General features: G+C 48.6%; 18 protein-coding genes. 17 read left to right on the top strand and 1 reads right to left on the bottom strand.

Annotation, left to right across the window (positions count from 1 at the left end; all coding sequences use genetic code 11):
• The first annotated feature begins 51 nt into the window (after positions 1-51).
• The 15 genes from AN963_RS17150 to AN963_RS17085 all read left to right on the top strand — a co-directional run bounded on the left by AN963_RS17150 (position 52) and on the right by AN963_RS17085 (position 18,714).
• Complete coding sequence (locus AN963_RS17150) at positions 52-675, top strand: YhbD family protein (RefSeq protein WP_055745747.1); 624 nt, start codon at positions 52-54, stop codon at positions 673-675.
• Between the two features lie 16 nt (positions 676-691).
• Entirely contained in the window at positions 692-1,417 is a 726-nt protein-coding gene (locus AN963_RS17145; protein ID WP_055745746.1) for a polymer-forming cytoskeletal protein, read from the top strand.
• 225 nt (positions 1,418-1,642) lie between these two features.
• Entirely contained in the window at positions 1,643-2,278 is a 636-nt protein-coding gene (locus AN963_RS17140; RefSeq protein WP_055745745.1) for a TetR/AcrR family transcriptional regulator, read from the top strand.
• A 22-nt stretch (positions 2,279-2,300) separates the two neighbouring features.
• Positions 2,301-3,536, top strand: a complete 1,236-nt coding sequence (locus AN963_RS17135; RefSeq protein WP_055745744.1) for an efflux RND transporter periplasmic adaptor subunit — start codon at positions 2,301-2,303, stop codon at positions 3,534-3,536.
• Positions 3,533-6,643: an efflux RND transporter permease subunit gene (locus tag AN963_RS17130; RefSeq protein ID WP_055745743.1), complete on the top strand. Its 3,111-nt coding sequence runs from the start codon at positions 3,533-3,535 to the stop codon at positions 6,641-6,643. Before AN963_RS17135 ends, AN963_RS17130 begins: the two co-directional genes overlap by 4 nt.
• A 201-nt stretch (positions 6,644-6,844) precedes the next feature.
• Entirely contained in the window at positions 6,845-8,143 is a 1,299-nt protein-coding gene (locus AN963_RS17125) for an HD domain-containing protein (protein ID WP_055745742.1), read from the top strand.
• Positions 8,136-8,663 (top strand): YwgA family protein, encoded by a 528-nt coding sequence (locus AN963_RS17120; protein WP_055745741.1) that lies wholly within the window; start codon positions 8,136-8,138, stop codon positions 8,661-8,663. The genes AN963_RS17125 and AN963_RS17120 overlap by 8 nt, the downstream gene beginning before the upstream one ends.
• A gap of 324 nt (positions 8,664-8,987) precedes the next feature.
• The gene (locus tag AN963_RS31990) at positions 8,988-9,161 is read left to right on the top strand and encodes a YbbN family protein (protein WP_236708008.1); all 174 of its coding nucleotides are present in this window, start codon (positions 8,988-8,990) and stop codon (positions 9,159-9,161) included.
• A complete protein-coding gene (locus AN963_RS31985) occupies positions 9,158-9,382 on the top strand; it encodes a thioredoxin family protein (RefSeq protein WP_236708007.1) in 225 nt (74 codons plus the stop codon). The genes AN963_RS31990 and AN963_RS31985 overlap by 4 nt, the downstream gene beginning before the upstream one ends.
• Before the next feature lie 30 nt (positions 9,383-9,412).
• Positions 9,413-10,324, top strand: a complete 912-nt coding sequence (locus AN963_RS17110; RefSeq protein WP_055745740.1) for an S-layer homology domain-containing protein — start codon at positions 9,413-9,415, stop codon at positions 10,322-10,324.
• Positions 10,325-10,427: 103 nt separating this feature from the next.
• On the top strand, positions 10,428-14,321 hold the full coding sequence (locus AN963_RS17105; protein WP_236708006.1) for an ABC transporter permease: 3,894 nt from the start codon (positions 10,428-10,430) through the stop codon (positions 14,319-14,321).
• A 66-nt stretch (positions 14,322-14,387) separates the two neighbouring features.
• Positions 14,388-17,159 (top strand): lipase/acyltransferase domain-containing protein, encoded by a 2,772-nt coding sequence (locus AN963_RS17100; RefSeq protein WP_055745738.1) that lies wholly within the window; start codon positions 14,388-14,390, stop codon positions 17,157-17,159.
• 14 nt (positions 17,160-17,173) lie between these two features.
• Positions 17,174-17,506, top strand: a complete 333-nt coding sequence (locus AN963_RS17095) for a hypothetical protein (protein ID WP_055745737.1) — start codon at positions 17,174-17,176, stop codon at positions 17,504-17,506.
• Positions 17,507-17,587: 81 nt separating this feature from the next.
• Positions 17,588-18,085, top strand: coding sequence for a YwhD family protein (locus tag AN963_RS17090; protein ID WP_055745736.1), 498 nt, complete (start codon positions 17,588-17,590; stop codon positions 18,083-18,085).
• A 374-nt stretch (positions 18,086-18,459) separates the two neighbouring features.
• Complete coding sequence (locus AN963_RS17085; protein ID WP_055745735.1) at positions 18,460-18,714, top strand: hypothetical protein; 255 nt, start codon at positions 18,460-18,462, stop codon at positions 18,712-18,714.
• Between the two features lie 38 nt (positions 18,715-18,752).
• Here AN963_RS17085 and AN963_RS17080 read toward each other — a convergent pair whose 3' ends face one another.
• Positions 18,753-20,804, bottom strand: a complete 2,052-nt coding sequence (locus tag AN963_RS17080; RefSeq protein ID WP_055745734.1) for a transglycosylase domain-containing protein — start codon at positions 20,802-20,804, stop codon at positions 18,753-18,755.
• Between the two features lie 343 nt (positions 20,805-21,147).
• Here AN963_RS17080 and speE point away from each other — a divergent pair, with 343 nt between their 5' ends.
• Positions 21,148-21,981 carry a polyamine aminopropyltransferase gene (gene speE, locus AN963_RS17075; protein ID WP_055746348.1) on the top strand — a complete coding sequence of 278 codons (834 nt, stop codon included), beginning with the start codon at positions 21,148-21,150 and terminating at the stop codon, positions 21,979-21,981.
• 20 nt (positions 21,982-22,001) lie between these two features.
• A complete protein-coding gene (speB, locus tag AN963_RS17070) occupies positions 22,002-22,871 on the top strand; it encodes an agmatinase (protein WP_055745733.1) in 870 nt (289 codons plus the stop codon).
• Positions 22,872-22,884: the final 13 nt, after the last annotated feature.

Raw genomic sequence — 22,884 nt, 5'->3', positions numbered from 1 at the left:
TGTTGATTGACGTAACAGTGTTATGTTACATTGATCGTGGAGGTGCTTTACATGGACCACGACTTCATTTCGAAAAAGGAGCTGTTGGAGCTAACCGGCATTTCGTACGGGCAGCTGTACCGGTGGAAAAGAAAAAGCCTGATTCCCGAGGATTGGTTTATCCGCCGCGCTACATTTACGGGACAGGAGACCTTTTTTCCAAAAGAGCAAATCTTGGCCAGGATCGATAAGATCATTCATATGAAGGATGACCTGTCATTGGATGAACTGGCGGACATGTTTTCACCCAATCTGGCAGGATCGATGATAAAGCTAGAGGACCTCACCAAACAAAACATTGTTTCGAAGTCGGCGCTAGATCTTTTCGTCCAACACTTCGGTACTGCAGAGGCATACCCATTTCAACACATCTTGTACGCCTACATGGTGGAGCGTTTACTCGTGACGGGAGAGATGAGCCTGGATGAAGGAAAAGGCTTGATGCAAGTACTGGAGAGCCATTACCCACATTTTCAGGGGAAACCATGCGAGCTGATATTCGTCCGCAAGATGGGTATTTCTGCTTTTGCTCTGGCGTCGAGCGCTTCGGAATTGTATTTCGATCATAGTGTCAAAGTGGTCAGCAGGCTGAGTGTGGCCAGCTGTCTGGAGGAATTGAAAGCAAAACTCACATAAAGCTGGGAGGTATACGATGATGAATCAGGACAATCGACCGGATCTGGTCATACATGGTTCGGTACATGCTTCAGGAGGCGTCTATCGGGAAGTAAACGTGCAGGGCTTCGGCAAGATCAAGGGAGATGTGGAGTGTCTTGATCTGCATTGCGCGGGTCACGTCAGCATCGACGGCGATGTGCAAGCTACCAGAGTCAAGGTGGAAGGAAACGCTACGGTGCGTGGAGCGATGAAGGTAGAGACTATGGAGGTCTACGGCCAGATCGATGTCAACGGCGACGTGGATTTTACCGAACTGCGTGTAGATGGTAGTGCGAAGGTACATGGAAATATATCGGGCGAGGAAATTCAGCTTCGTGGCTTTTTAAAGTCGACGGGCGACTGCGAGGCAGAAGTGTTCAAGGCAAAGGGAGCTTTCACCATTGGGGGTCTTTTAAATGCCGGACGAGTGGAAATTGATTTACATGGCGGCTGTGAGGCGAGAGAAATCGGCGGCGAGCACATCGAGGTTCGCAAGGCGGGTAACAGCACCTTAAACAAACTCATCAAACACATTTTCAACAATACGCTGTCCGTCGGTACAGTAGAGGGTGACGAGATTTATTTGGAATACACGAGGGCCAAGGTCGTGCGGGGTAATAACATTGAGATCGGACCTGGATGTGAAATAGATCTGGTTGAATACACCGGAGAGTTTCGCAAAGATAACAGCTCCCAGATAAAAGAACACAGAATGCAGTGAGGTGCGAGCCGCAGGGAGTTTTCGAATCGCGAGTGCAAGAAGAGCCTGAAAATGATCAGGCTTTTTTGCTTCAAACCTCTACAACATCATCCTATTACTAACAAACTGTAAAATTTTTCATGAAAGCGCATGCAAGTGTTTACACGCATTTGGGTGCAGGATATAATGACTTTGGTAAAAAATTCAAATGTTAGTAAGCACTTGCATGGAACAAGGAGGAGCAGCATGGACCATTCAGATATAGAACCGTCACACGGAGGGAGAGGTGAGGAGCAAGAGACACGCGAGCGCATTTTGGCAGCTGCCAGTCAGCTCATGGCCAAAAAAGGGTACAAGGGCGCGACGACCCGCAAGATCTCCCAACTCGCGGGAGTAAATGAGGTCACGATCTTTCGCCATTTTAAAAACAAGGAAGCCATTCTTGAGGAGCTATTAAAGGGAATCTTGGATATCCGCCAGCAACTGGAGAATCATCTGCATGGTGAGTTTTCCGAGCTGAAAGAAATCCTGCTGCGTTATGCGCGGGGGTATTACACTATGCTCGTGGAACGCAAGGAAGTACTCTTGATCTGTATGATCGAGGCAGACAATCACCCGGAAGTGATCAAGCTGTTCAGTAGCGTTCCGATGACGGCGGTCGAGGTGCTGTGTAACAAACTCCAGGAGTTCCAGGACCAAGGGCATTTGCCAAAGGGAGATGCATGTGCTGCAGCACTCATGTTTGTTTCGACATTTTTTTATGCGTTTATGGCAAAGCACCGCGTCAACCTCAATCCAGAGTTCCAGGAAGAACAGCTGTTTGAGGATGCTACTAACATCTTGATGCACGGAATTACGGGGATCACGAATTCACATCGCTAGATACATAAGAGCGGAGGACGTCATGAAAAAGAGATGGCTTGTTTCTGCAATGATGATTAGCTTATTGGCAACGTCAGCTTGCAGCCAGACCGAACAGCAGGTAGCAGCGCCAGTAAAGGAAGTAAAGCAAGTGGTAATGGAAACGGTGAAAAAGGAGCAAGCCATTTTTGTGTCGGAACTTTCTGGCACCCTGCAGCCACTGGAAGAGGCAGTCGTTTCTTTTGAAGTCGGTGGACGCGTCGTCGATCTTGACCGAAATGAAGGGGACAGTGTCAAGGCTGGCGATGTCCTCGCTCGCGTCAATGCACAGGATTACTCCTTGCAGGTAGCCTCTTCGAATGCGACTGTCCAACAGACTGCTGCCAATTTGAGTAAGGTCAACAACGGGGCTCGGGAGCAGGAAGTCACGCAAGCTCGCCTGATGGTCGAAAAAGCAACGACGGCTTATCAGAAGGTACAGGATGATTTCAAGCGGATCGAAAAGCTGTTCCAGGAAAAGGCGATTTCCAAAAGCGAGTACGAAAACGCACAGAACGGTTTGACACTGGCGGAGAAAGACCTGCAGAATGCGCAACAGGCATACTCGTTGGTCACACAAGGAGCACGCGCAGAGGATAAAGACTTGTCCAGAGCGAGCTACAACCAGGCAGTGATCGCCAAGGAAGTAGCGTCCACGACATTGGCAAAAGCACAGCTGCGTGCCCCAATCAGCGGGACGATCATGGCGAAGCTGTCTTCGACGGGAACGTTGGTCAGTCCAGGAACTCCTGTGTATCAGGTAGGGAACCTCGACACCTTGAAAGTCGTGCTGCCTGTACCTGACCGCGATATTTCCTCCTGGAAAGAAGGAGAGACGTTATCCCTCGAACTGTACGGACAAAAACGGGATGCCAAGGTCGCCAAAATCTTCCCTGCTACAAACCAAAGCACAGGCACCATCGGGGTCGAAGTGCAGCTGGCGAATCCAAAGCATGACTGGTTTGCTGGTCAAGTGGTGAAAGCGACTAAGACCATGAAGGGACAGGAAGGCATCTATGTTCCCGTAGAAGCGGTCTTGAGCAGAGGCCAGAACGATGCACATGTTTTTGTGAATGCAGGTGGAAAAGCAGTGAAAACAGAAGTGACCATCGGCCAATTGACCAATGATCGACTGGAGATTCGAAGCGGTCTGAAAACGGGAGATGAGCTGATCGTAAAAGGTGTGGATCGACTATTTGACGGTGATCCGATCGAAGCTGCGGGAGGTACAAAACCGTGATCGAGTACATCGTACGCAAGCGCAAAATTACGCTTTTGTTTTTCGTAATGATCGTGCTTGTCGGCTTTCTCAGCTTCTTTCAGCTGCCAAAGCAGGAGTCGCCAGACATTATCATAAACATGGCGACAGTCACGACGATCTACCCGGGGGCTTCACCTGAAAAAGTAGAACAGACGGTCACGAAAAAGCTGGAAGAAAAAATCAACGAGCTGCAAGGACTCAACTATATTTCCTCTACGTCTACGCTGGGAGTCTCCTCGATTATACTGGAGACCAAGAGCGGCGTAGATCCAAAGCAAAAATGGGATGAACTGCGGAAAAAGGTAAAGGATGCGGAGGCGGATCTCCCTGCCGATGCGAAGCAGCCCATCATCAATGACGACTTGAACCGTACCTTTGTCCAGACATTTGCCGTGACAGCAGATACGACTGACCAATTGTACAGCTTGCGTACCATGTTGAAGTCGTGGAAAGAGCAGCTGCGCACGATCCCCAACGTCGCTGATGTGACGGTAGAGGGGCTGCCTGAGCAGGAAGTGCATATCGAGGTCGATACGCAAAAGCTGAGCCAGTACGGACTCACCTGGGGTCAGGTGTTGATGGCGGTCAAAAAGGAAAATGAAAAAATTCCGTTGGGTGACCTGACGACCGACAAGCGCACGTATCAGCTGAAGCTTGCGGAAACGGCCGATGTGGAAGAGTTGAATCAGGTCATTATCAGCCGTTCTCAGCAAGGGTATCCGATCTATCTGAAGGATATCGGAACAGTGAAGCTGACGACAGAAAGCATCAAGGCGATGTCCTATTATAACGGAAAGCCGTCTCTATCTGTCAGTGTAAACGCGGAAACCGGAAGCGATGTTCCTTCCCTGCAAAAACGTGTAGACGCCATGATGGTGACACTCGGCAAGACTCTCCCCGTTTGGGCTGAGAAGCACTCTATTTATAGCCAGAATGAACGGGTAGATGAGCTGTTCTCGGATCTTACCCGGGAAATGCTGATCGCGATTGTAGCGGTATTGCTGGTATGTACGCTCGGTTTGAACTTAATTACTTCCTTTGTCGTAGCGTTGGCCATACCGATTTCACTGGCAGTAGGGCTGTTGTTCCTGCCGTCACTGGGTATCTCCCTGAATATGATCTCTATTGTTTCGCTGATTATCGTATTGGGGATTCTGGTAGACGATGCGGTCGTAGTCAATGACAATATCGAGCGCCGCTTGTCCGTCTTGGGTGAAAAGCCGTTGAAGGCGGCCGTCAAAGGTGCGAATGAAGTATCTATATCGATTGTGACTGCTACTCTCGCGACGATTGCCTCCTTTGCGCCGCTGATGTTTTTGAGCGGGAATGCCGGACAGTTTATTCGTCCTGTGCCTGTTATTATTTCGTTAACGATGCTGGCATCGATGATCATGTCCCTCACGATTATTCCGATCTTCCGCCAATGGTATGAGCAACGGCGAAAAGCCGGCGTAGAAGGCTATCGAAAGCCGGCAGGTCTGTTAGGAAAGCAATTGAACCAATTGACAAAATGGTATGCCAGCAAGCTGATGCCCAGGATTTTGCGTCGTCCGCTGCTAGCCGGAATGATCGGGGTCTTGATTGGTACGGCAGCGTACGGGCTGGTGCCACTGACACCTGTACAGCTATTTCCCAATGACGATCGTCCGCAGTTCCTTGTCAATATTCGCGTGCCAGTAGGCAGCAGTATTTACGAAACCGATCGCGTGGTTCGCGGTGTCTCGGAGTGGATTTTGAAGCAGCCTGCAATTGAATCTGTTGCGTCCTACGCAGGTGGCAGTGCTCCCAAAATGTTCGGGGGAGATACTGGAGCAGGCAGCGGGATTACGGTAGGTCAGCTGGTCGTCCGCTTTGATGAGAAGAAGGCGAAAATTGACGACATGATGGAGCCGTGGACGGAAGAGTTTAAAAAGATGTACCCGGAAGCGACGATCCTCCCTACACAGCTTGAAGCGGGGCCACCAGTCGGCAAGCCAGTCGTAATCCGCTTGTATGGAGAAGATATCGAAACGCTGCGCTCCCTTTCTGCGCAAGTGAAAGATCTGGTAGCCAATGTTTCTGGTACGTACGATGTGCAGGACAACTTCGGTGTGGAACGGTACACGCTTGAATTCGTCATCAATAAGCAGCTGATGGAGCAAAAGCTGGTCAACTATACCGATTTGTCCCAGACACTGCGCCTCGTCAGCGAGGGCATTACGGTCAGTGAGTTTGATTCAGGTACGGACTTGATCGACATCAAGCTGTTCCTGCAAAAAGGGCAGGAAGAGCCTGCACTGCTGTTCCAGCGACTCAGTATCGCCAACGCAAGAGGCGAGCTTATCCCGCTATCCCAGCTGGCGGAGGTCAAGCCGACATTTAGCACGCAGGCCATTCCGCACCGCGATTTGTCGCGCAGTGTGACTATCTCCAGTGACTTGAAGGGGCGGACAGCTACAGAAGTAATGACAGAGCTCAAGCCCAAGCTAAATGGCATCTCGTTGCCAGAAGGATACCGCTTTGAAATTGGTGGGGAGACCTCGGAGCAGACCGATATCTTCATCGATATGGGCAAACTGTCTATTCTCGTCGTGTTCCTAATCCTGATTTTAATTGCCATGCAGTTCTACTCGCTCACTATTCCGGTGCTGGTCATGAGCACGGTCTATCTCGCGGTGGCGGGAAGCCTGATCGGACTGTTTGTCACGCAGACACCGTTAGGCTTCATGACCATGATGGGCGTCATTTCTCTCTCCGGAATCGTCGTGAGAAACGGGATTGTTTTTATCGAGTTTATTGAAGAGGCTCGACACGCAGGGATTGAGCTGAAGCAAGCAGTCATTCAGGCGGGAGAGGCGCGTTTGCGGCCGATTCTGTTGACCTCGATGACTGCAGTGGCAGGGTTGATGCCGCTTGCCATCTCGGGTGATGTACTGTTCAAACCGCTTGCTGTCACGATTATATCGGGGTTGCTGTTCTCTACCTTGTTGACCCTCATTGTCGTTCCTTCTTTTTACACCGTATTGACCCAGCGGAAAATGAAAAAGCTGGCGAGAAAGGCAGCAAAGCGTCCCGATCTGTATGGTCCGGAGGCGGAACTGAATTAACGCGTGTTTCAAAGAAGCTAACAAAGGAGAAGTACTCAATGGAGTGCTTCTTTCTTCTTTTTCCCCTTTTTGTCCGAAGTTTCCCCTGAGGAACAAGACGTCCGCGTTTTCCCGCGGGAAAAGGCTGTGATATGATAGGGGCAACTGCGAGAGATAAAAAATAGAGAGAATGAATGTGATAAGAGGAAGGGAGTGTCCAGGATGCAACAGCCCCAGCTTCTCCATGAAGAAAAGGTATTCAAAGACCCGGTGCACCGCTACGTCCACGTACGTGACCAGTTCATCTGGGATTTGATCAATTCTGCAGAATTTCAGCGGCTGCGCCGAATCAAGCAACTGGGCACCAGTTATTTTACCTTTCACGGTGGCGAACACAGTCGGTTTAACCATTCGCTCGGCGTGTATGAGCTGATGCGCAGGATATTGGAGAAATTCGAGGAGCGGATCAAACTTACATATGAGGAAAAGCTTCTCTGCTTGTGTGCCGGTCTGCTGCACGATGTGGGCCACGGCCCCTTTTCTCATTCCTTTGAAAAGGTATTTCGCTATCATCACGAGGATTGGACGCGGGCAATCCTTTTAGGAGACACGCAGATCAATCGAATTCTTCGCCGCTTTGACGATGATTTTCCTAAGAAGTTGGCGGAGGTCATTAATAAAACGTACGATAACAAGCTCATCGTCAGCCTAATTTCCAGCCAGTTGGATGCCGATCGGATGGATTATTTACTTCGCGATGCCTACTATACGGGAGTCAATTACGGTAATTTTGAGATCGAGCGAATTTTGCGGGTGATGCGCCCACAGGAGGACGGCATCGTCTTTAAATTCAGCGGGATGCATGCGGTCGAGGACTATATCATGTCTCGTTATCAGATGTACTGGCAAGTGTATTTTCATCCGGTGACGCGCAGCGCGGAGGTCGTTCTGCGAAAAATCTTCCAGAGGGCCAAGCTGTTGTTTTCTGAAGGCTATCCGTTCACACAGGAGCCTGTCATGCTGTTGCCATTTCTGCAGGATAAGGTAGAGCTAAAGGATTATTTGGCTCTCGATGAATCAATCATTCTTTTCTACATGCAGCAGTGGCGGGGCGAAGCCGATCCGATTTTGAAAGATTTGTGCGGTCGTTTTTTGGACAGGAATCTCTACAAATACGTCGAATATAACCCTAGAGATTTCCGCTTGCTGGCAGAGCTGAAGGAAGAGTTCCAAAAGGCGGGCATTGATCCAATGTATTATTTGGAGGTAGACACCACCTCTGATCTTCCGTATGATTTTTACCGTGCCGGAGAAGAGGAGGAGGAGCGAATTCCGATCATGCTCCTAATGCCGACAGGAGAGCTTGTCGAGCTGTCGCAGAAGTCTGAGATCGTAAAGGCCATCAGCGGCAAGCGCCGGTTTGATTATAAATTGTACTTTCCTTTAGATAAAGTCATGGCATTGCCGGGTAATATATCCCGGAAGATTCGAGAACGTCTGGGAGTGATGGAAGATGCTTAATCGTCACGCCAAAATCATACGCTTGATAGAAATCGTAGGCGAAGTGAGTGGGCGAAAAAAGCTGCAAAAAATGGTGTACATAGGAAAACATCTGCAAATGGATTTCGATGAGCGCTATGAGTTTCACATGTATGGTCCTTACTCGGAGGAGTTGACACTGCGGGTGGACGAGCTGTGCAACATGGGTCTCTTGGACGAGCAAATGGAGAGCAAGGGTGCTATCCATATGTATCGCTACACGTTGAACGAGACGGGGCGGGATTTTTTGCGTTTTCATGAGGTTGACTTCGGGAGTGGCGAGCAAGTGATTCGCCGTATGAACGAAGAGAACTCCCGTTTTTTGGAGCTGGTATCCACGATTTTGTATTTCTGTGACCTGCCGTACGAAGAGATGAAGGCCAAGATTTTTACCTTCAAAAGCAAACAGCGCTACACCGAGGAAGAAATCCAGAAGGGTCAGGCGTTTGTGGAAGAGTTGCGGGAAATGATGAAAGCAGACAACGACAGTCCGTTGATGTAATCGAGGTATGTAAAGGTAACGCATATTAGGATCCGCAAGACGTACAGTCCGAGCTTGTAAAAGTTTGGGAGGCGTCTTTTTCTTTTGCTAAAGGTAGAGCTCTATTGGGGGAGGGCTTGAAGGGGGAGCGGGAGTAGAAGCTGCTTTTCATAGGCACAGGAACATGCGGTAAAGGAAACGTCATTTTTTAATAGAGTCGAATCAACAGACCTCTGAGCGGGTCTGTTTTTTTTGTCTCATTGTGAGGATTCATAATGAAACAGAGCTCCTTGACAATTGCATAGGTAGTGCGAGGACACTTGGAAAGGGAGGCTGTTGATAACAATGGGGATTCGATCAAAGTGGCTGTGGATGACAGTGGTGGGTAGTCTATTGGTAACCGTCTTGTTGGCGTGGAGTTGGAGTACTGCTCGTGCACACGAGGCAAAGATTGTGTATGTGTACAGTGACTCCTGTGGATATTGCAAGACATTCGCCCCGACCTTGGAGACTGTTTGAAGGAATATCCACAGAGTACGGTGGAACGTCTGGATATCGGTGAACAGCGTGATCTGGATAGCGCACTGCGACTGGGAGCGGAGGCGACACCCACAGTGTTTATCGTGCAGGATGGAAAAGTCATCGACAAGCTGGAAGGAGACGCGCCTGAAGCGGTATTGAGAAATTTTTTTCAAAAAAATCTTAATTATCCTCTTTCTGGAAATGGAAGTAATAGGTAAAATATCGGTAGTAGAAAAGGGGGATAGCCGATGAAGACGCTGTGGAAGGGTTTGGGGACAAGCCTCATGATGGTAGGGATAACGGTCGGACAGTCGATATGGGGAGGGGGCTGGACCGTGTATCCGGCTGCGGCCGCACAGCCTCTGCAGACTATGACGGATTTTGCAGCTCACCCTGCCAGGGAGTCCATTCTCCTTGGCTTGCAAAAGGGCTTCATCTGGAAATATCCCGACGGACGCTTTTACCCGGACAAGCAGATCGTCCAATCTCAATTTGTGGCGAGTCTCGTTGCCATACGCGGGATCAAAGAGACAGCTCCTGTGCATGAGCTTCCTGCAGGACATTGGGCAAAAGGAACGTATGAGAGAGCGAAAAAAGCAGGAATCCTGACTGATATCAAGATTGATCCTAATAAGCTGTTGACCAAGGAAGAAGCGGCACAGCTCGTCTTTAACGCGTGGAAACCGTATCGAGGAGTGAAAATGAACGGCTACACGAATACAGGTGCACTGATCACCTGGGGATGGATGGACCCCGCCCCAGCAGGGCAGCCAAAGTTCCGGGAAGATTTGCCGGTGACGCGCGGGGATGCGGCGAAGATGCTGGCTTATCTTTGGAAGGATAAGGGGCAGTTGGAGTTGGGGGCAAAGTGGGCAGAGGAGTTTGAGAAGAGTCTTAAAATATCCAATGGACAAATTAGTGGGATAGTACCGAAAGGAGATAAAAATTTTACGATCCGAGTGAGCTTTGTCACTTTAGATAATGGGAGACTTGGTTATTTAAATGGGGAGTCGTTTAAAGTGGATATAAAGAAAGTGAATACTATTATGGTTCTTTCCATTCGAAACAATACTGATTCATCTGACGCGGGGATAATTCACTATCAGACTTCAAACTTAAAAAGAGAACTAAAGAATAAGCAATTTTCTTTGACAAACTAATAAGGGGTGCAATTAATTGAAGCACAGGAAGTATCTGCTTTTTGTGTTTTGCTTTAGTTTACTTTTTCTAGTTTTAATAGTTTCATCGAAGACCTTAGCTATTATGCCAGTCAATCGAGGGATTGATTTCGGGCTAATCGATCAAAATAAAAAAATTGGTCCTCCTAATGGGTTTGATGAGCTGCTTATTCAAGGTATTACAGCAAATTTAGGAGCAACGGATTCAATAATTGAGATTAATGGTAGCCGAGATGCACGTCATGCAATAGGTTTCGCAGATCTTCATGAAAAAGCAGATCGAGGCTGGTACTATGTCTACTCGCCTTCACCCCAAGACGCTAGTAAAGATTTTGATGAAGCTTTGTATTGGATTCAACGATTCAATGGAAATTCCAACTACATACTAGGAGGCAGTGCAAACGTTTATAGCAAAATGGTTTCGAATATTACGAATCCCTCAATGCCATCCTACCAAGCCTACAACCTCGCAGAACTAGCAACAGCCTCCGGTGGCGCCGGCTACACGATCGGTGACAACCTCGAGCCAAACGGAAACGGCTATATTTCCGTAGGCCACTTCCGCACCACTTCTCCACCTACCGGGCAAGTTTCGACCAATAAAACCAAATACGCGGTCAACGAACAGGTGACCATTTCGGCAAATGCCACGGACTATTCTTACTATGACCGTGGCATTCTTGTTTGGAATTTGTCGGTTATCAACAAGACAACGGGGAAGGGCTACTACCAGTTTGAAACAAACAAGGAATTTCCCGACCAGAGCGGCTACCTCCCGCCTGTAAACGAGTCCAGCAGTCCCAATCCTTTTCCCTGGAGCCAAGCCTACCAATACAAGCCCACCGAAGCTGGGGTCTACGAGGTTTCCCTCACGATTACTGACAGGCATCATCGCGCCAGACAAGGCTCTGCTAGCATGAGTGTATCGACTCCTTACACCTATCAATTCACGGTAGGGGACACTCCGACTGAGCCGGATCCAGACCCCGATCCGCCTGGAACGTGTAAACGCATCACGATGGACCTCCGATTGGAGCAGGAAAATAGCGACAAGGAACTCACAGGGGTGTCGAGTGGCGGTGAGAGCATCTCTGTGAAAGACGATACGAGAATCATTGCGACCGCCAAGAAAGCGGGAACGTTTAAGCACAATGGCGCAGTGATGCAGAGCGGCTCTGGCAACAATCGCAAAGTAGGGATCACCGATGCTCCAGCAGCAGGTACATTTACGATTGCCTATGAAAGCGATGATGGGACAGAGTGCTGGCAAAAGACATTTGAAGTCTCAAACGGTGAAGACGGAACAGATCGATGCCCGATTATAACCGTAAATGGCAGTACCGCTTACAATGGATCTACGATTGAAGTTGCTCCTGGCGAAGAGGTCAGTCTGCAGGCCAAATATACGGATGCAAATGGAGAGCAGGGACCCGCAGAAATCAAATGGGATGTGACCCGGCCAGATGGCTCTGTTGAGACACTGCCAGGCTTCTACGAGGAAGTAGGAGGACGTGAGAGATGGGGAACGCGGAATTCGGCAAAGCTGAGCCTTCCCTTTGGAACGGGGACCGATCGTCATGATGTCCTGCTGGAAAGAGGAAAAACTTATCAGGTAAAACTGAATTTCGAGAGTGCACAATGGTTGGGCAGACCAGAGTGCGATTGGGTGCTTACGATTAAGGTGAGAGATTCGTCTTGCACGATTACAGAGCAGTCGAAAATCAAGTTCAAAAAGTACGGGGAACCACCTTCTGAATTTCCCTCTGGAGGGGTGACTCTCACTGACTTCGATTTTGATCCCATCTACAAGGAGAATTTTACGCAAACCGCAGATGGATACGATACCCACATGAAAGTCTCAGCAAGCGCAGCAGGTACATGGTATCTGGAATATGGCGGGAAAAAAGTGGCGCTCAGTCAAAAACTGGCGGCTGATGAGAAGCAAGAAGTGCTGCTTCCAGAAGATTTTGAAGTGGGGGAGGAAATGAAGCTCGTATTCATTTCTGAGACGGGCTGCATCAGGGAGTTTGCCTTCACCGTTCTCACGTACAAACGATGCTATGGTCTGGTGGTCAGTATGGAAAACACGTCCGGAGACGAAAAATGGACACGAAACGTGGAACGAGGCGAAATCGTGGAGCTGAGCTCGTCAGATTTTAGCGATGCTGGTTATGATCTCAGAATGTTCACGAGCGAAGATACCAAATTCCTCGTGCAATGGTTTGACCCGGATACGAAGACATGGAAGTACAAGCGGGGGGACCATTCTTTGCCGAACAGTACCAATCCGCGAGAAAATCACTGGTTGAAGCTTCCAAAGGACGAGAACACAGACGAAGTACTCGAAGGGTTGTACATTGTTGAGTTTTATGACGAAGACGCCTCTGCGAATATGTGCGATGGACACTTCTTTATCCAGATCGGTGAAGGTGCACCTGCGGGTGAGAATCTGTTGATCATGAAGAGCAGCTTTTCCATCTCGCCCAAACAGCCGCAAGCAGCAGGGACCGCAAGTACCATCACATTCAAGATCAAAAATGCCGGTCAGCTGGAACATGACACCAAGCTGGCAGTCCGATGGGAGAGCTCTCCACAGGAAACGATGCTTGATGTGGATAAGTTCAAGCCGGGTGAAGTTAGAACAATAACAGTACCCACACAATATCCACAGAAGGGGGAAAACTTTATCGCAAACATCAACCCTGCGAAAAACAAGCCGGACAATGAAACGATTTGGTCCGATAACCGTGCCCTTTGGCCAGTCAAAATAAACGGAGACTCAGAGCTTCCAAATCCGCCTGGCGGGGGAGGAGATTTTGACGGCGGTGAAATCGGTTTAGAGATCTATGACAGTGACAAACGCCAATTGCAAAAACTGGCTGTGCAGGCGGACGGAGTGTGGGAACGTGAGCCTGCGACTGTTCGGGTAGTGATTGACCAGACGAAGATCAACGAAGGCTTTCAAAAGACTCAACAAGAAATCAATGCAAAAATTACGGAGTACAAGGGACAGCTCGAACAATCTGTGAGCGGTGAAGGAATACAAAACGTCACGGTCAATGCACAGCCAGGTTGGATTTCAGATGCGAAAAGCATGGCCAATTACAACCCGGTATTGCTTGATTTAAAAGTCAGTGGACCTGGGGTACCGCAGCAATGGCAAGTGAGTAGCGCATCGACTGGAGGGGATTACATTTACACAGGTACGATTGTCCCTACACAAACGACATGGCGCCAGGAGCTGCAATCGCTGAAATACAAGGCTGAAATCGACGGATTTGTAATTAGCATGGATTACAGCATTCAATTTAACCTGACCTACGATAGCTGCACGACAGACGAAGATGACGGGGAGACTTGTGAGGCAAAAAGCGAAACGAAAACAATGAGTGGCCGTTATACGATTACCGTGAAAGGGGGAGAGCGTCAGTTTGAGGTATTCGAGCCAAATGCTGTAGGTACCATTCACCATACAGCGGAATGGGTAGAGTATCATACCCGGGACCGTTATCCAAATAGCTTGCCCGATGACTTTTATGCAGGGGAGCGCATTTTGTCTCAGGTGGAGCTGCAGACTCGTCACCGACATCCAGTTAGTGGTCAGTACCCCGTCATCGTCTCCGCGCAAGCTTGGATCTCAGAAACAGGAATGAGGCAAACCCTGCTGCAATCATTATTGACACTTGGGGCAGTAAGCCCGCAGCTTTGGAGGGGCAGCACTTATTCAGCATCCAAGCTGGGCACTCGGGAGGTGGGCGTAGACATACCGTTGATGGGTGATAAGCAACGGGGCTTTCAAAAAGACTCCTCTTACGCTGTCTACTACTCCGTGCAGTTCCGTTTTGATGCGAAGAAAGGGTTTTTGTACCCGGTAAAAAGTGGAGGGCAAGGGCACGATCTGAGCGATTACCGGATCCCCTTCCGCATTATCGCTAACGCATGGGAACGCCAAGGAATACGTAACCACACCACTCACTAAATATATTTGCACCCCCTCGCTGTCTTTTTCTACTGTGGAGAAAGAAAGAGACGAGGGGGTATTTTTGTGGGGAAATCGGCTAAACGCCTAGTTTTTCTGTTGCTGATACTCACGTTGATAGGGAGCAGTTTTGATCAGAGTGCTTGGGCCCAGGAGGAACGCCGGTCGCTCGTAAAAGAGGCATGGGCGTGGGTAGAAAAAGGGGAACTACGTATTCAGGCTTCCTTGCAAAAGTCAGTGGATGAGATCGAGGTCACGGTCAAACAAGACGATGAAGAACTCACCTATTCATTTCTAGAGGGAACTCGTTTTTCTGTAGCGATCAAGCCGTCTGATAGCCGTCCATTAACGATCGAGTGGAGAACGGCAGAAGAGGAAGAGCCTGTGATTCGTTGGAAAATCCCTGTGCCTGAGTCAGTAAGGATAAGTACGGATGGAATCGAGCTGAAAGAAGTTTCTTGGGATCGGGGAACCGATAAAAAAGAAGACCGGCTGGAATTGACTTCATCTGAGGTCACAGAGCAGGCCGAAGAGCTGGAAGTACCAGCTCTGAGCCAACAGCAAGCAAAAGTGGAGCGATGGGCAAAAGACTTCTATCGCGAGTATTCCAATGATAAAAAACCGAGAGAAGCGGCTATGCGTAGTAGGCCAGCCACGTTTGAGCTGGAGCCAAACGATACCGTCGGAAAAGCTGATTGGCTGTTTGATGCAAAAGACGCCTTTGGCAAGATTGGGAAATCAGGCGATGTGGATATGTGGAAAATCAAAGCAACTAGAAATGGGACGATGAATATCAGTCTTCGCGATATCCCGAGAGATCAGGACTATAACCTATATGTGTTTTCTGGGGATAATCAGGAGCTGAGGAGCTCAGAACAAGCAGGACAAGCTGACGAAGCGATAGACGGAATCACTCTTGAACAGGGCGAATGGTACTACATAAAAGTCCAAGGAAGCGGCGGATCTTACCACAAAGATTTTTACTACCGATTGAGGGCAGATTTCGTGTCCGAGCAAGGAGAGGCCAAGCTGGATGAGTACGAACCAAACAATTCACTAGCGGAAGCACATACTTTGACCACCGACTACGATACTACCCTGCAAGCAAATCTTCACAGCCTGACCGATATCGATTTCTATCAATTCGGGATTACGCTGGCTTCGACTGTGAGATTAGATCTGAAGGAACTCCCTGAGGGGATGGATGTCGATCTGTACTTGCTGGATCAGGCGGGAAAAGTGCTTTCCAAGTCAGAAAAACCAAAAAACGCCAACGAACAAATTGTCTTTCAAGCCAACCCGGGGACGTATATCGTCAAGGTAGCTGCCAGCCAGCGCTCAGGATTTGCACCGAATACATACAAGCTGGATGTAGCAATAAATACAATCCCTGTTATTGTCATTCCGGGAATAGGCGGCTCTCGGCTTGAAGTAGAGGAAAGTGGCAAGATTTCTGAAATTTGGCTGGGGCTCGGGGATAGTCTGATTGGCATCAATGATCCCAGACATCGTAGACTTCTCTCACTGGAGCCGATTCGGCCAAACAGCGTTGACGTGCAGCCTCGTGAAGATGGAATCAGTATTTTCCCGGAGCGGGCAGACGAAGGGTTTCGTGCCATTGAGTACCTTTCCTATTCACCGTTAGATCCGATCCGAGACACGACAGAGCAGTATTACAGCATGGTCAAACAATTGGAAAAGATGGGATACAAAAAGTTTCGATCGCTATTTGCCATGCCGTATGATTGGCGCTACAGCAGTACCAAAAATGCGGTTGCCCTCAAGCAAAAAATTGATCTCGCCCTCCAAAGATCGGGTGCGAGTCAGGTGCAGCTGGTAGCGCATAGCATGGGAGGATTGTTGGTCCGAGAAACCCTTTTGACCAACGTATCCTACCAATCCAAAGTCAACCGAATCATTTACATGGGGACGCCATTTCTGGGAGCGCCGAGAGCTTATCAGGCCATCCAGTACGGCTACAACTTCTCTATACCGTGGATGGATGAGGGGACAGGAAAAATTATATCGGAGTATGCACCGGCCGTTTATGAGCTGTTGCCGTCCAAAAAGTATTTCCAGACCGTGGGCTTCTTGAAAAAGGACAAAAATGAACCGTACAGCTACGATGAATTTTTGCAAGACAAAGCAATTCGTTTGTCCTATGCACCGCTCGTTAAGCAAGCCGGCAAATTACATGAAAAATGGGATGCCAAAACAATCAATGTCCCACAGTACTCAATTGTTGGACAAGGGGAACCGACGCTGCTTGGCTATTTCTTTGACCATTATCACCAAGCTTGGACCCCTTATTATGACAAAGGGATGGGGGATGGCACGGTACCGTATCTCAGTGCTAGCTATGCGCAAAAAGACATCAAGAAGAAGTATTACGTGACTGGTGAGCACGCAAAATTACCGAGCATCCCGCAGGTCATTCATCAGGTAACGCAGCTGTTACAAGGAATAGAGGATACCCAACCCGGTCTACGTAAGTCCGCAAGCAAACAGCAGAAGTATTTGACCTACATCCTTTCCCGAGACGATGGCTCTTTTCCTGAGGTTAACGTCATCAAATCAGGAAAATCCATGACACTGAACCAAAAGAAAAAGGAAGTGTGGGATGACCTCTCCATTGAGTACCACGGTAATCTCGTCGTATTGCACATAAAAGACGGGGAGGATCTGGAGTTCGAGCAGACCAACCGAACGAAAGCGGGAGGAGCCCAGCTGCAAATCCAGCGTTTTTCATCAGAAGATCCCGAGCAAGAGCAGGAAACTGGAAAATGGTATCGGCTGGGCCAGAGGGGTCTAATGGAAGCAACCGATCTACGTCAGTAAGAAAGGAAGACAACATGGAAAATGTTCTTGTGTGGATCTTCATTGGCCCGTTTGTTTACGCGTGGCAATTAGCGGGTCCCTTTGTAGCGCTATTTATCACAGCCTATATACGCGCTGTATTTGGTTTTCGGGTATGGATAACGATACTAGTGGCGTTTTGTTCTAGTTTTCTCTATTACTTTGTCATCATTCCAACAGGTGGATTATTAGGAGGCGGAATGTGGATCATTGAGCTGTTGATGGCGCTGCATACATCATTGCTCGTGACCTTCTTGCTGTGGATCTTTGAGAAATGGATGTGGCGATCAAACAGAGCAAACAACGCCAAACAACCGACAGATTTATAACTGGGCACACAGTCAAATTGCGTCGCTATACGTTTCCGAGTAGAATATAGAAAGGAGAATGATGATCTGGAGGGTGTTAACGTGGATATTTTTGATAATAAAAAAGGCGGCTTTACCATCATGAGCGGAAAGACCGATGTGCATGGCGGTTTTGGTCAAGGGGTACTGGACCTGAATGCTGTCTCCTCAGTCATTATCGATGGCGACGAAGCATACATCGATATGGGTGCGTTGCATGCCAAGAGTTCAGTGGAAAAAGGGATTAAATGGACGATCAATAAAGACGAAGTGCCAAACGGAAAACCGTATTGGCTCGTATGGGTGACCGTAGACCGCAATGAAGCGGGTCCCTATTATGCGGGAGCGACTGCATGCTACATGGAAGTGGATCGGGAAGCACGCCGTGGCTATAAAATCTTGGCGGATCATGTCAACCGCATGGACTATTCCATGAAGCGCCGTATCATGCTATCTGACTTAGGAGAAAAGGAAAAGGCTGCTCTGAAAAAGCTTTTGACTGATAATAATGCGGCTATGTTTGACAATTCCACAGAGGAATTAAAGCAAGCTTTGTCCTAAACTTGCACAGATAGTAAGTTATTCCTATCTGGTATAAGTGCTGCTAAGCGAAACTTGCGCCCTTTGGTTGCAAAAGCTTCGCGGAGCCAAGCTTTCTAAGAAATCGTGAACGGTCTGTGAACAAATGGTGAAATCAATTGTTACCAGTTTGGGAGTAAGGTAAACTTATTTTCATATCTGTGTACATGTACACTAGGTCATCAAACAGGGAAAGAGCCGTCACTCTTTCCCTGTTTGTCATATATTCAGATCCTTTTTTTAAATGCATTCCGACCCTCCTGACTTAGACTTTTTTTTCAGCTCATGCTTTTTCGTTCAGAGCGGAACACTACAAAGGCATGACAACTTAAGTCTGACCGGAAGGGGCGTTACCCATGAGCGAAGAACCCCGTGAACAGGAAACAAGCGCCGATCATTTTGTTAAGCACGGCGGCGTCCATTTCCGCACGCACGTGTCTCCCCAGGAAATAAACAATTTTATTCGCAAGCTTCCTGCGGGAAAAAGGGACAGCTTGTTTGAAGTTTTGGAGCAGCTCGATCAAGCAGGCCTAATTAGCGTCATCAACGACCACGTCTTTACCGATGGTGATGGGGTCATTGCAGGCGGCGACGAGCGGACTATACGTTAAACAAAAAGGGGCGTGGCAGATACCACGTCCCTTTTCCATTACTCAACCGGCTTCCACCAGCTGCCCATCCGCTGCCAAAAAGAGGATGTATCCGGTGGCTTTAACGGTGTTGGCGCTTCATTCGCCGGTAAATGGTCTGTGCAGTAATCCTGCGGTTCTGTTCCACTCGCAAAGTAGAACAATTGAGGCGTAGGACAATGCTCGGTGGCCAATTTCCCCGAATGAGGATCGATGTAGACGGAGACCACTCCAGCAGGCATATCGAACAGAGCTGGAGGTTGGTCTTTCAAGGCACTCTCCATAAATTGCGCCCAGATTTTTTTGGATAAATATCCTTCTTTCACGTCGTCTACTTTTTGGTTTTTGTCGTATCCGATCCAGACGGTGGACACGAGCTGTGGCGTAAATCCGCTCAGCCAAGCATCATAATCGGTCGAGCCTGTTTTTCCAGCAACCGGGCGATTTAACTCATTTACGACTCGGAAGCCTGTGCCGCCACGCTCAAACACACTTTGCATCAGATTGGTCAGCAAGGAAGCAGCAATCGGATCAGCAGCAGGCGTTTTTTCCGGTTTTTCCTCGACCAAAATATTTCCTTGATTGTCCTCGATGGAAGTAATGGCGATTGGCTTGACAGCCTGGCCCTTGTTGGCAATCGCAGAATAAGCGGTATTCAGTTCCAGCGGGGAGACTGGAGACGTGCCCAAAGCCAGCGAAGGAACTGCTTGTAACGGGCTCGTAATGCCCAGCTTATTCGCTTCATCCACAACCTTCTGTGGACCCAAAAAGTCGATGGTCTTTACTGCGTAAATATTATCCGAGGTCTTGATGGCTTCCCGCATGTTAATCATCGCATGGGCATATTTTCCCCCGAAATTATTGGGGATGTATTGCTTGTTATTGTCGTAGGTAAAAACGGTTGGCTCGCTCTTCATCATGGTCAGAGGCGTGTATCCGTTCTGCAGGGCTGCGAGGTACATAATCGGTTTGAAAGACGAACCCGGTTGTCGTTTCCCAAGTGCACGGTTGTACTGACTCTGTTTGTAATCCCGGCCTCCGACCATCGCTTTGATGTAGCCGGTAGCAGGATCCATGGCGACCAGTGCGACTTGCAGGTTGGGATTATCCTTTGGCAATACAGATGCGACGATATCCTCTGCCTTTTTTTGCATAACGGGGTCCAATGTCGTATGGATCTTTAAGCCCCCGTGTATAAACAATTCTTCGTCGATGCCGTACTTGTTTTTGACCAAATTGGCGATATAGTCGCGGAAATAAGGTGCTTGCTCCGCCACGCTATCCGAAGTTCGATCTTTTAGCTTGATGGTTTCGGCAAAGGCTTGTTCGGCCTGCTTTTGGGTGATCATTCCGTCGCGCTCCATCGCATCCAGAATCAGCTTTTGCCGTGATTTTGCTTTTTCGAAATCGATAAAAGGAGAGTAGTACGAAGGTCCTTTTGGAATTCCTGCCAACATGGCACTTTCCGCGATGGTCAAACTTTTGGCGTCTTTGCCAAAGTATGTTTGCGCAGCAGCTTGTGCACCGTAAGCGGAGTGCCCGTAGTAGATCTGGTTCATATACATCTCCAGAATCTCGTCCTTGCTATAGTTCAGCTCCAATTGGATCGCGAGCAATGCTTCCTTGATTTTTCGTTCCCACGTTTTATCCAGGCTCAGGTATAGATTCCGCGCTAATTGCTGGGTAATCGTGCTGGCTCCTTGACGCATGTCCATGTTGATGACATCCACGTAAGCTGCTTTCGCCAATCGTCTCCAGTCGAAGCCGTAATGCTCGCGAAACGACCGGTCTTCAATGGCGATGGTTGCATCTACGAGCGGAGGAGCGATATCACTGATTGGTACTACGATCCGGTTTTCACCGCGATGCATGGTGTCCAGTACATCACCTGTAGAGGCGTAAATGGTCGTAGTCTGTTTGACAAATGTCTCAGGCAACGGCTGCGAACGTAGATACAAGATCAGGAGCAGGGCGGCAAAAGATACGCATAATAGGCTGAGTATGACAAATTTTACGAATTTCTTGGCCCAACGTAGATAACGGAGCAAGGGCGCTTCCCGAATCACTTCCATGTGCAAATCCTCCTTTCTCCCGATGGATTGTCAGAATCGGGACATACTAAGACACAGGATAATCCTAGTATGGGTCAGTAATTCTCTGGATAAACTTCCCTTAGCCAATGTAAGGAAGCTTGTCCAAAAAAACCTTGCATTTTGAAGGACAGCCACTATAATTTTCTTGTACTATCAGAAAGTATTGATATTCTTATGTTTGATAGTTCGAGCGCAACATAGCGGGACGTCTAACCAAGGAGAAGTGTTTTTCCTTTGGGAGCTAAGGTTGCCCTAAAAGGCTTGGCAAAGTCAAGTCTTCTAATACATGCGGTTACTTGAAGGAGGGTACATAACCATGAACATGGAATTGTGGTACACCGAGAAACAAACGGAAAATCACGGGATTACAACGAAAATTACTGACACCCTATACAGTGAAAAAACCGAGTTTCAACAAATCGACGTCATTACTACCAAGCAATTTGGACGCATGTTAGTGCTCGACGGCATGGTTATGACCACCGATGTCGATGAGTTTGTTTACCATGAGATGATCACTCACGTAGCGCTCAACACTCACCCGAACCCGAAAAAGGTGCTGGTAGTAGGCGGCGGCGACGGCGGAGCAATCCGCGAAATCGTGAAGCATCCATCCGTGGAAAAAGCGGTATTGGCTGAAATCGACGGTGGCGTAATTGAGTCCTGCAAAAAATATTTCCCTGAGATTGCAAGTGCGCTGACTGGTAATTCCCGCGTTGACGTACAAGTAATCGATGGTATCAAACACATTCATGACCACAAAGGCGAGTACGATGTGATCATGGTTGACTCCACAGAACCAGTTGGACCGGCAGTTGGCCTGTTCGAAAAAGGTTTCTACCAAGGCATCCATGACGCTCTGAAGCCAGATGGCATCATGGTAGCGCAAACCGAATCGCCATGGTTCAACCGTGAACTGATCAAGCGCGTATTCAAAGATCTCAAATCGATCTTCCCGGTTACCCGTCTCTATACTTGCAGCATCCCGACCTATCCATCTGGTCTGTGGAGCTTCACCATTGCTTCCAAGCAACACGATCCATTGGAAGTAGATGCTTCTAAAATCAAAACTCTTGATACCAAATACTACAATGCGGACCTTCACCACGCTGTCTTCAAACTGCCTAACTTCGTGGCTGAGCTGACCCGCGACTAATCGGAGGAGGACGAAGAAGAATGCGTTTTGACGAAGCATACTCCGGCAATGTCTTCATCCGTAGCCACGGTAATTACGAGGAGAGCCAGGCAGTCATTTACGGTATGCCTATGGACTGGACAGTGAGCTTCCGTCCAGGCTCCCGTTTTGGTCCTGCTCGGATCCGCGAAGTATCCATCGGTCTGGAAGAGTACAGCCCGTACCTCGACCGACTGTTGGAAGACATCAAGTACTTTGATGCAGGCGACATTCCACTTCCTTTCGGGAACGTGGAAGGTAGCTTGGATATGATCCGCAATTTTGTTGCGAAAGTGCTGGAAGACGGCAAGTTCCCATTCGGTTTGGGTGGCGAGCATTTGGTTTCCTGGCCTGTATTCCAAGCCGTTTATGAAAAGTACAAAGATATGGTGGTTTTCCACTTTGACGCGCATACGGACCTGCGTGACAACTACGAGGGCTATCAGTACTCTCACTCCACTCCGATCAAAAAGGTGTGCAACCTGATCGGTGGAAAGAATGTCTACTCGTTCGGTATTCGCAGCGGTATGCGCGAAGAGTTCGAGTGGGCGAAAGAAAACATGCACCTGTACAAATACGACGTGCTGGAGCCAGTGAAAAAGGTATTGCCAACTATCGGCAATCGCCCGATTTACCTGACGATCGATATTGATGTTCTCGATCCTTCTCACGCGCCGGGTACCGGTACGACAGAAGCAGGCGGCATCACTTCCCGTGAACTGCTGGACACGATTCATTTTATGGCCAACAACGGGGCAAACGTAATCGGTTGCGACCTGGTAGAGGTAGCGCCTGTATACGACCACAGTGAAATGACGCAAATCGTCGCATCTAAAATCGTGCGCGAGCTGCTGTTGAGCTTCGTAAAATAACAGACGATAGTCA

The organism is Brevibacillus choshinensis (assembly GCF_001420695.1).
Classification (GTDB): Bacteria; Bacillota; Bacilli; order Brevibacillales; family Brevibacillaceae; genus Brevibacillus; species Brevibacillus choshinensis.
This window is presented reverse-complemented; position numbering and strand designations above follow the sequence as displayed.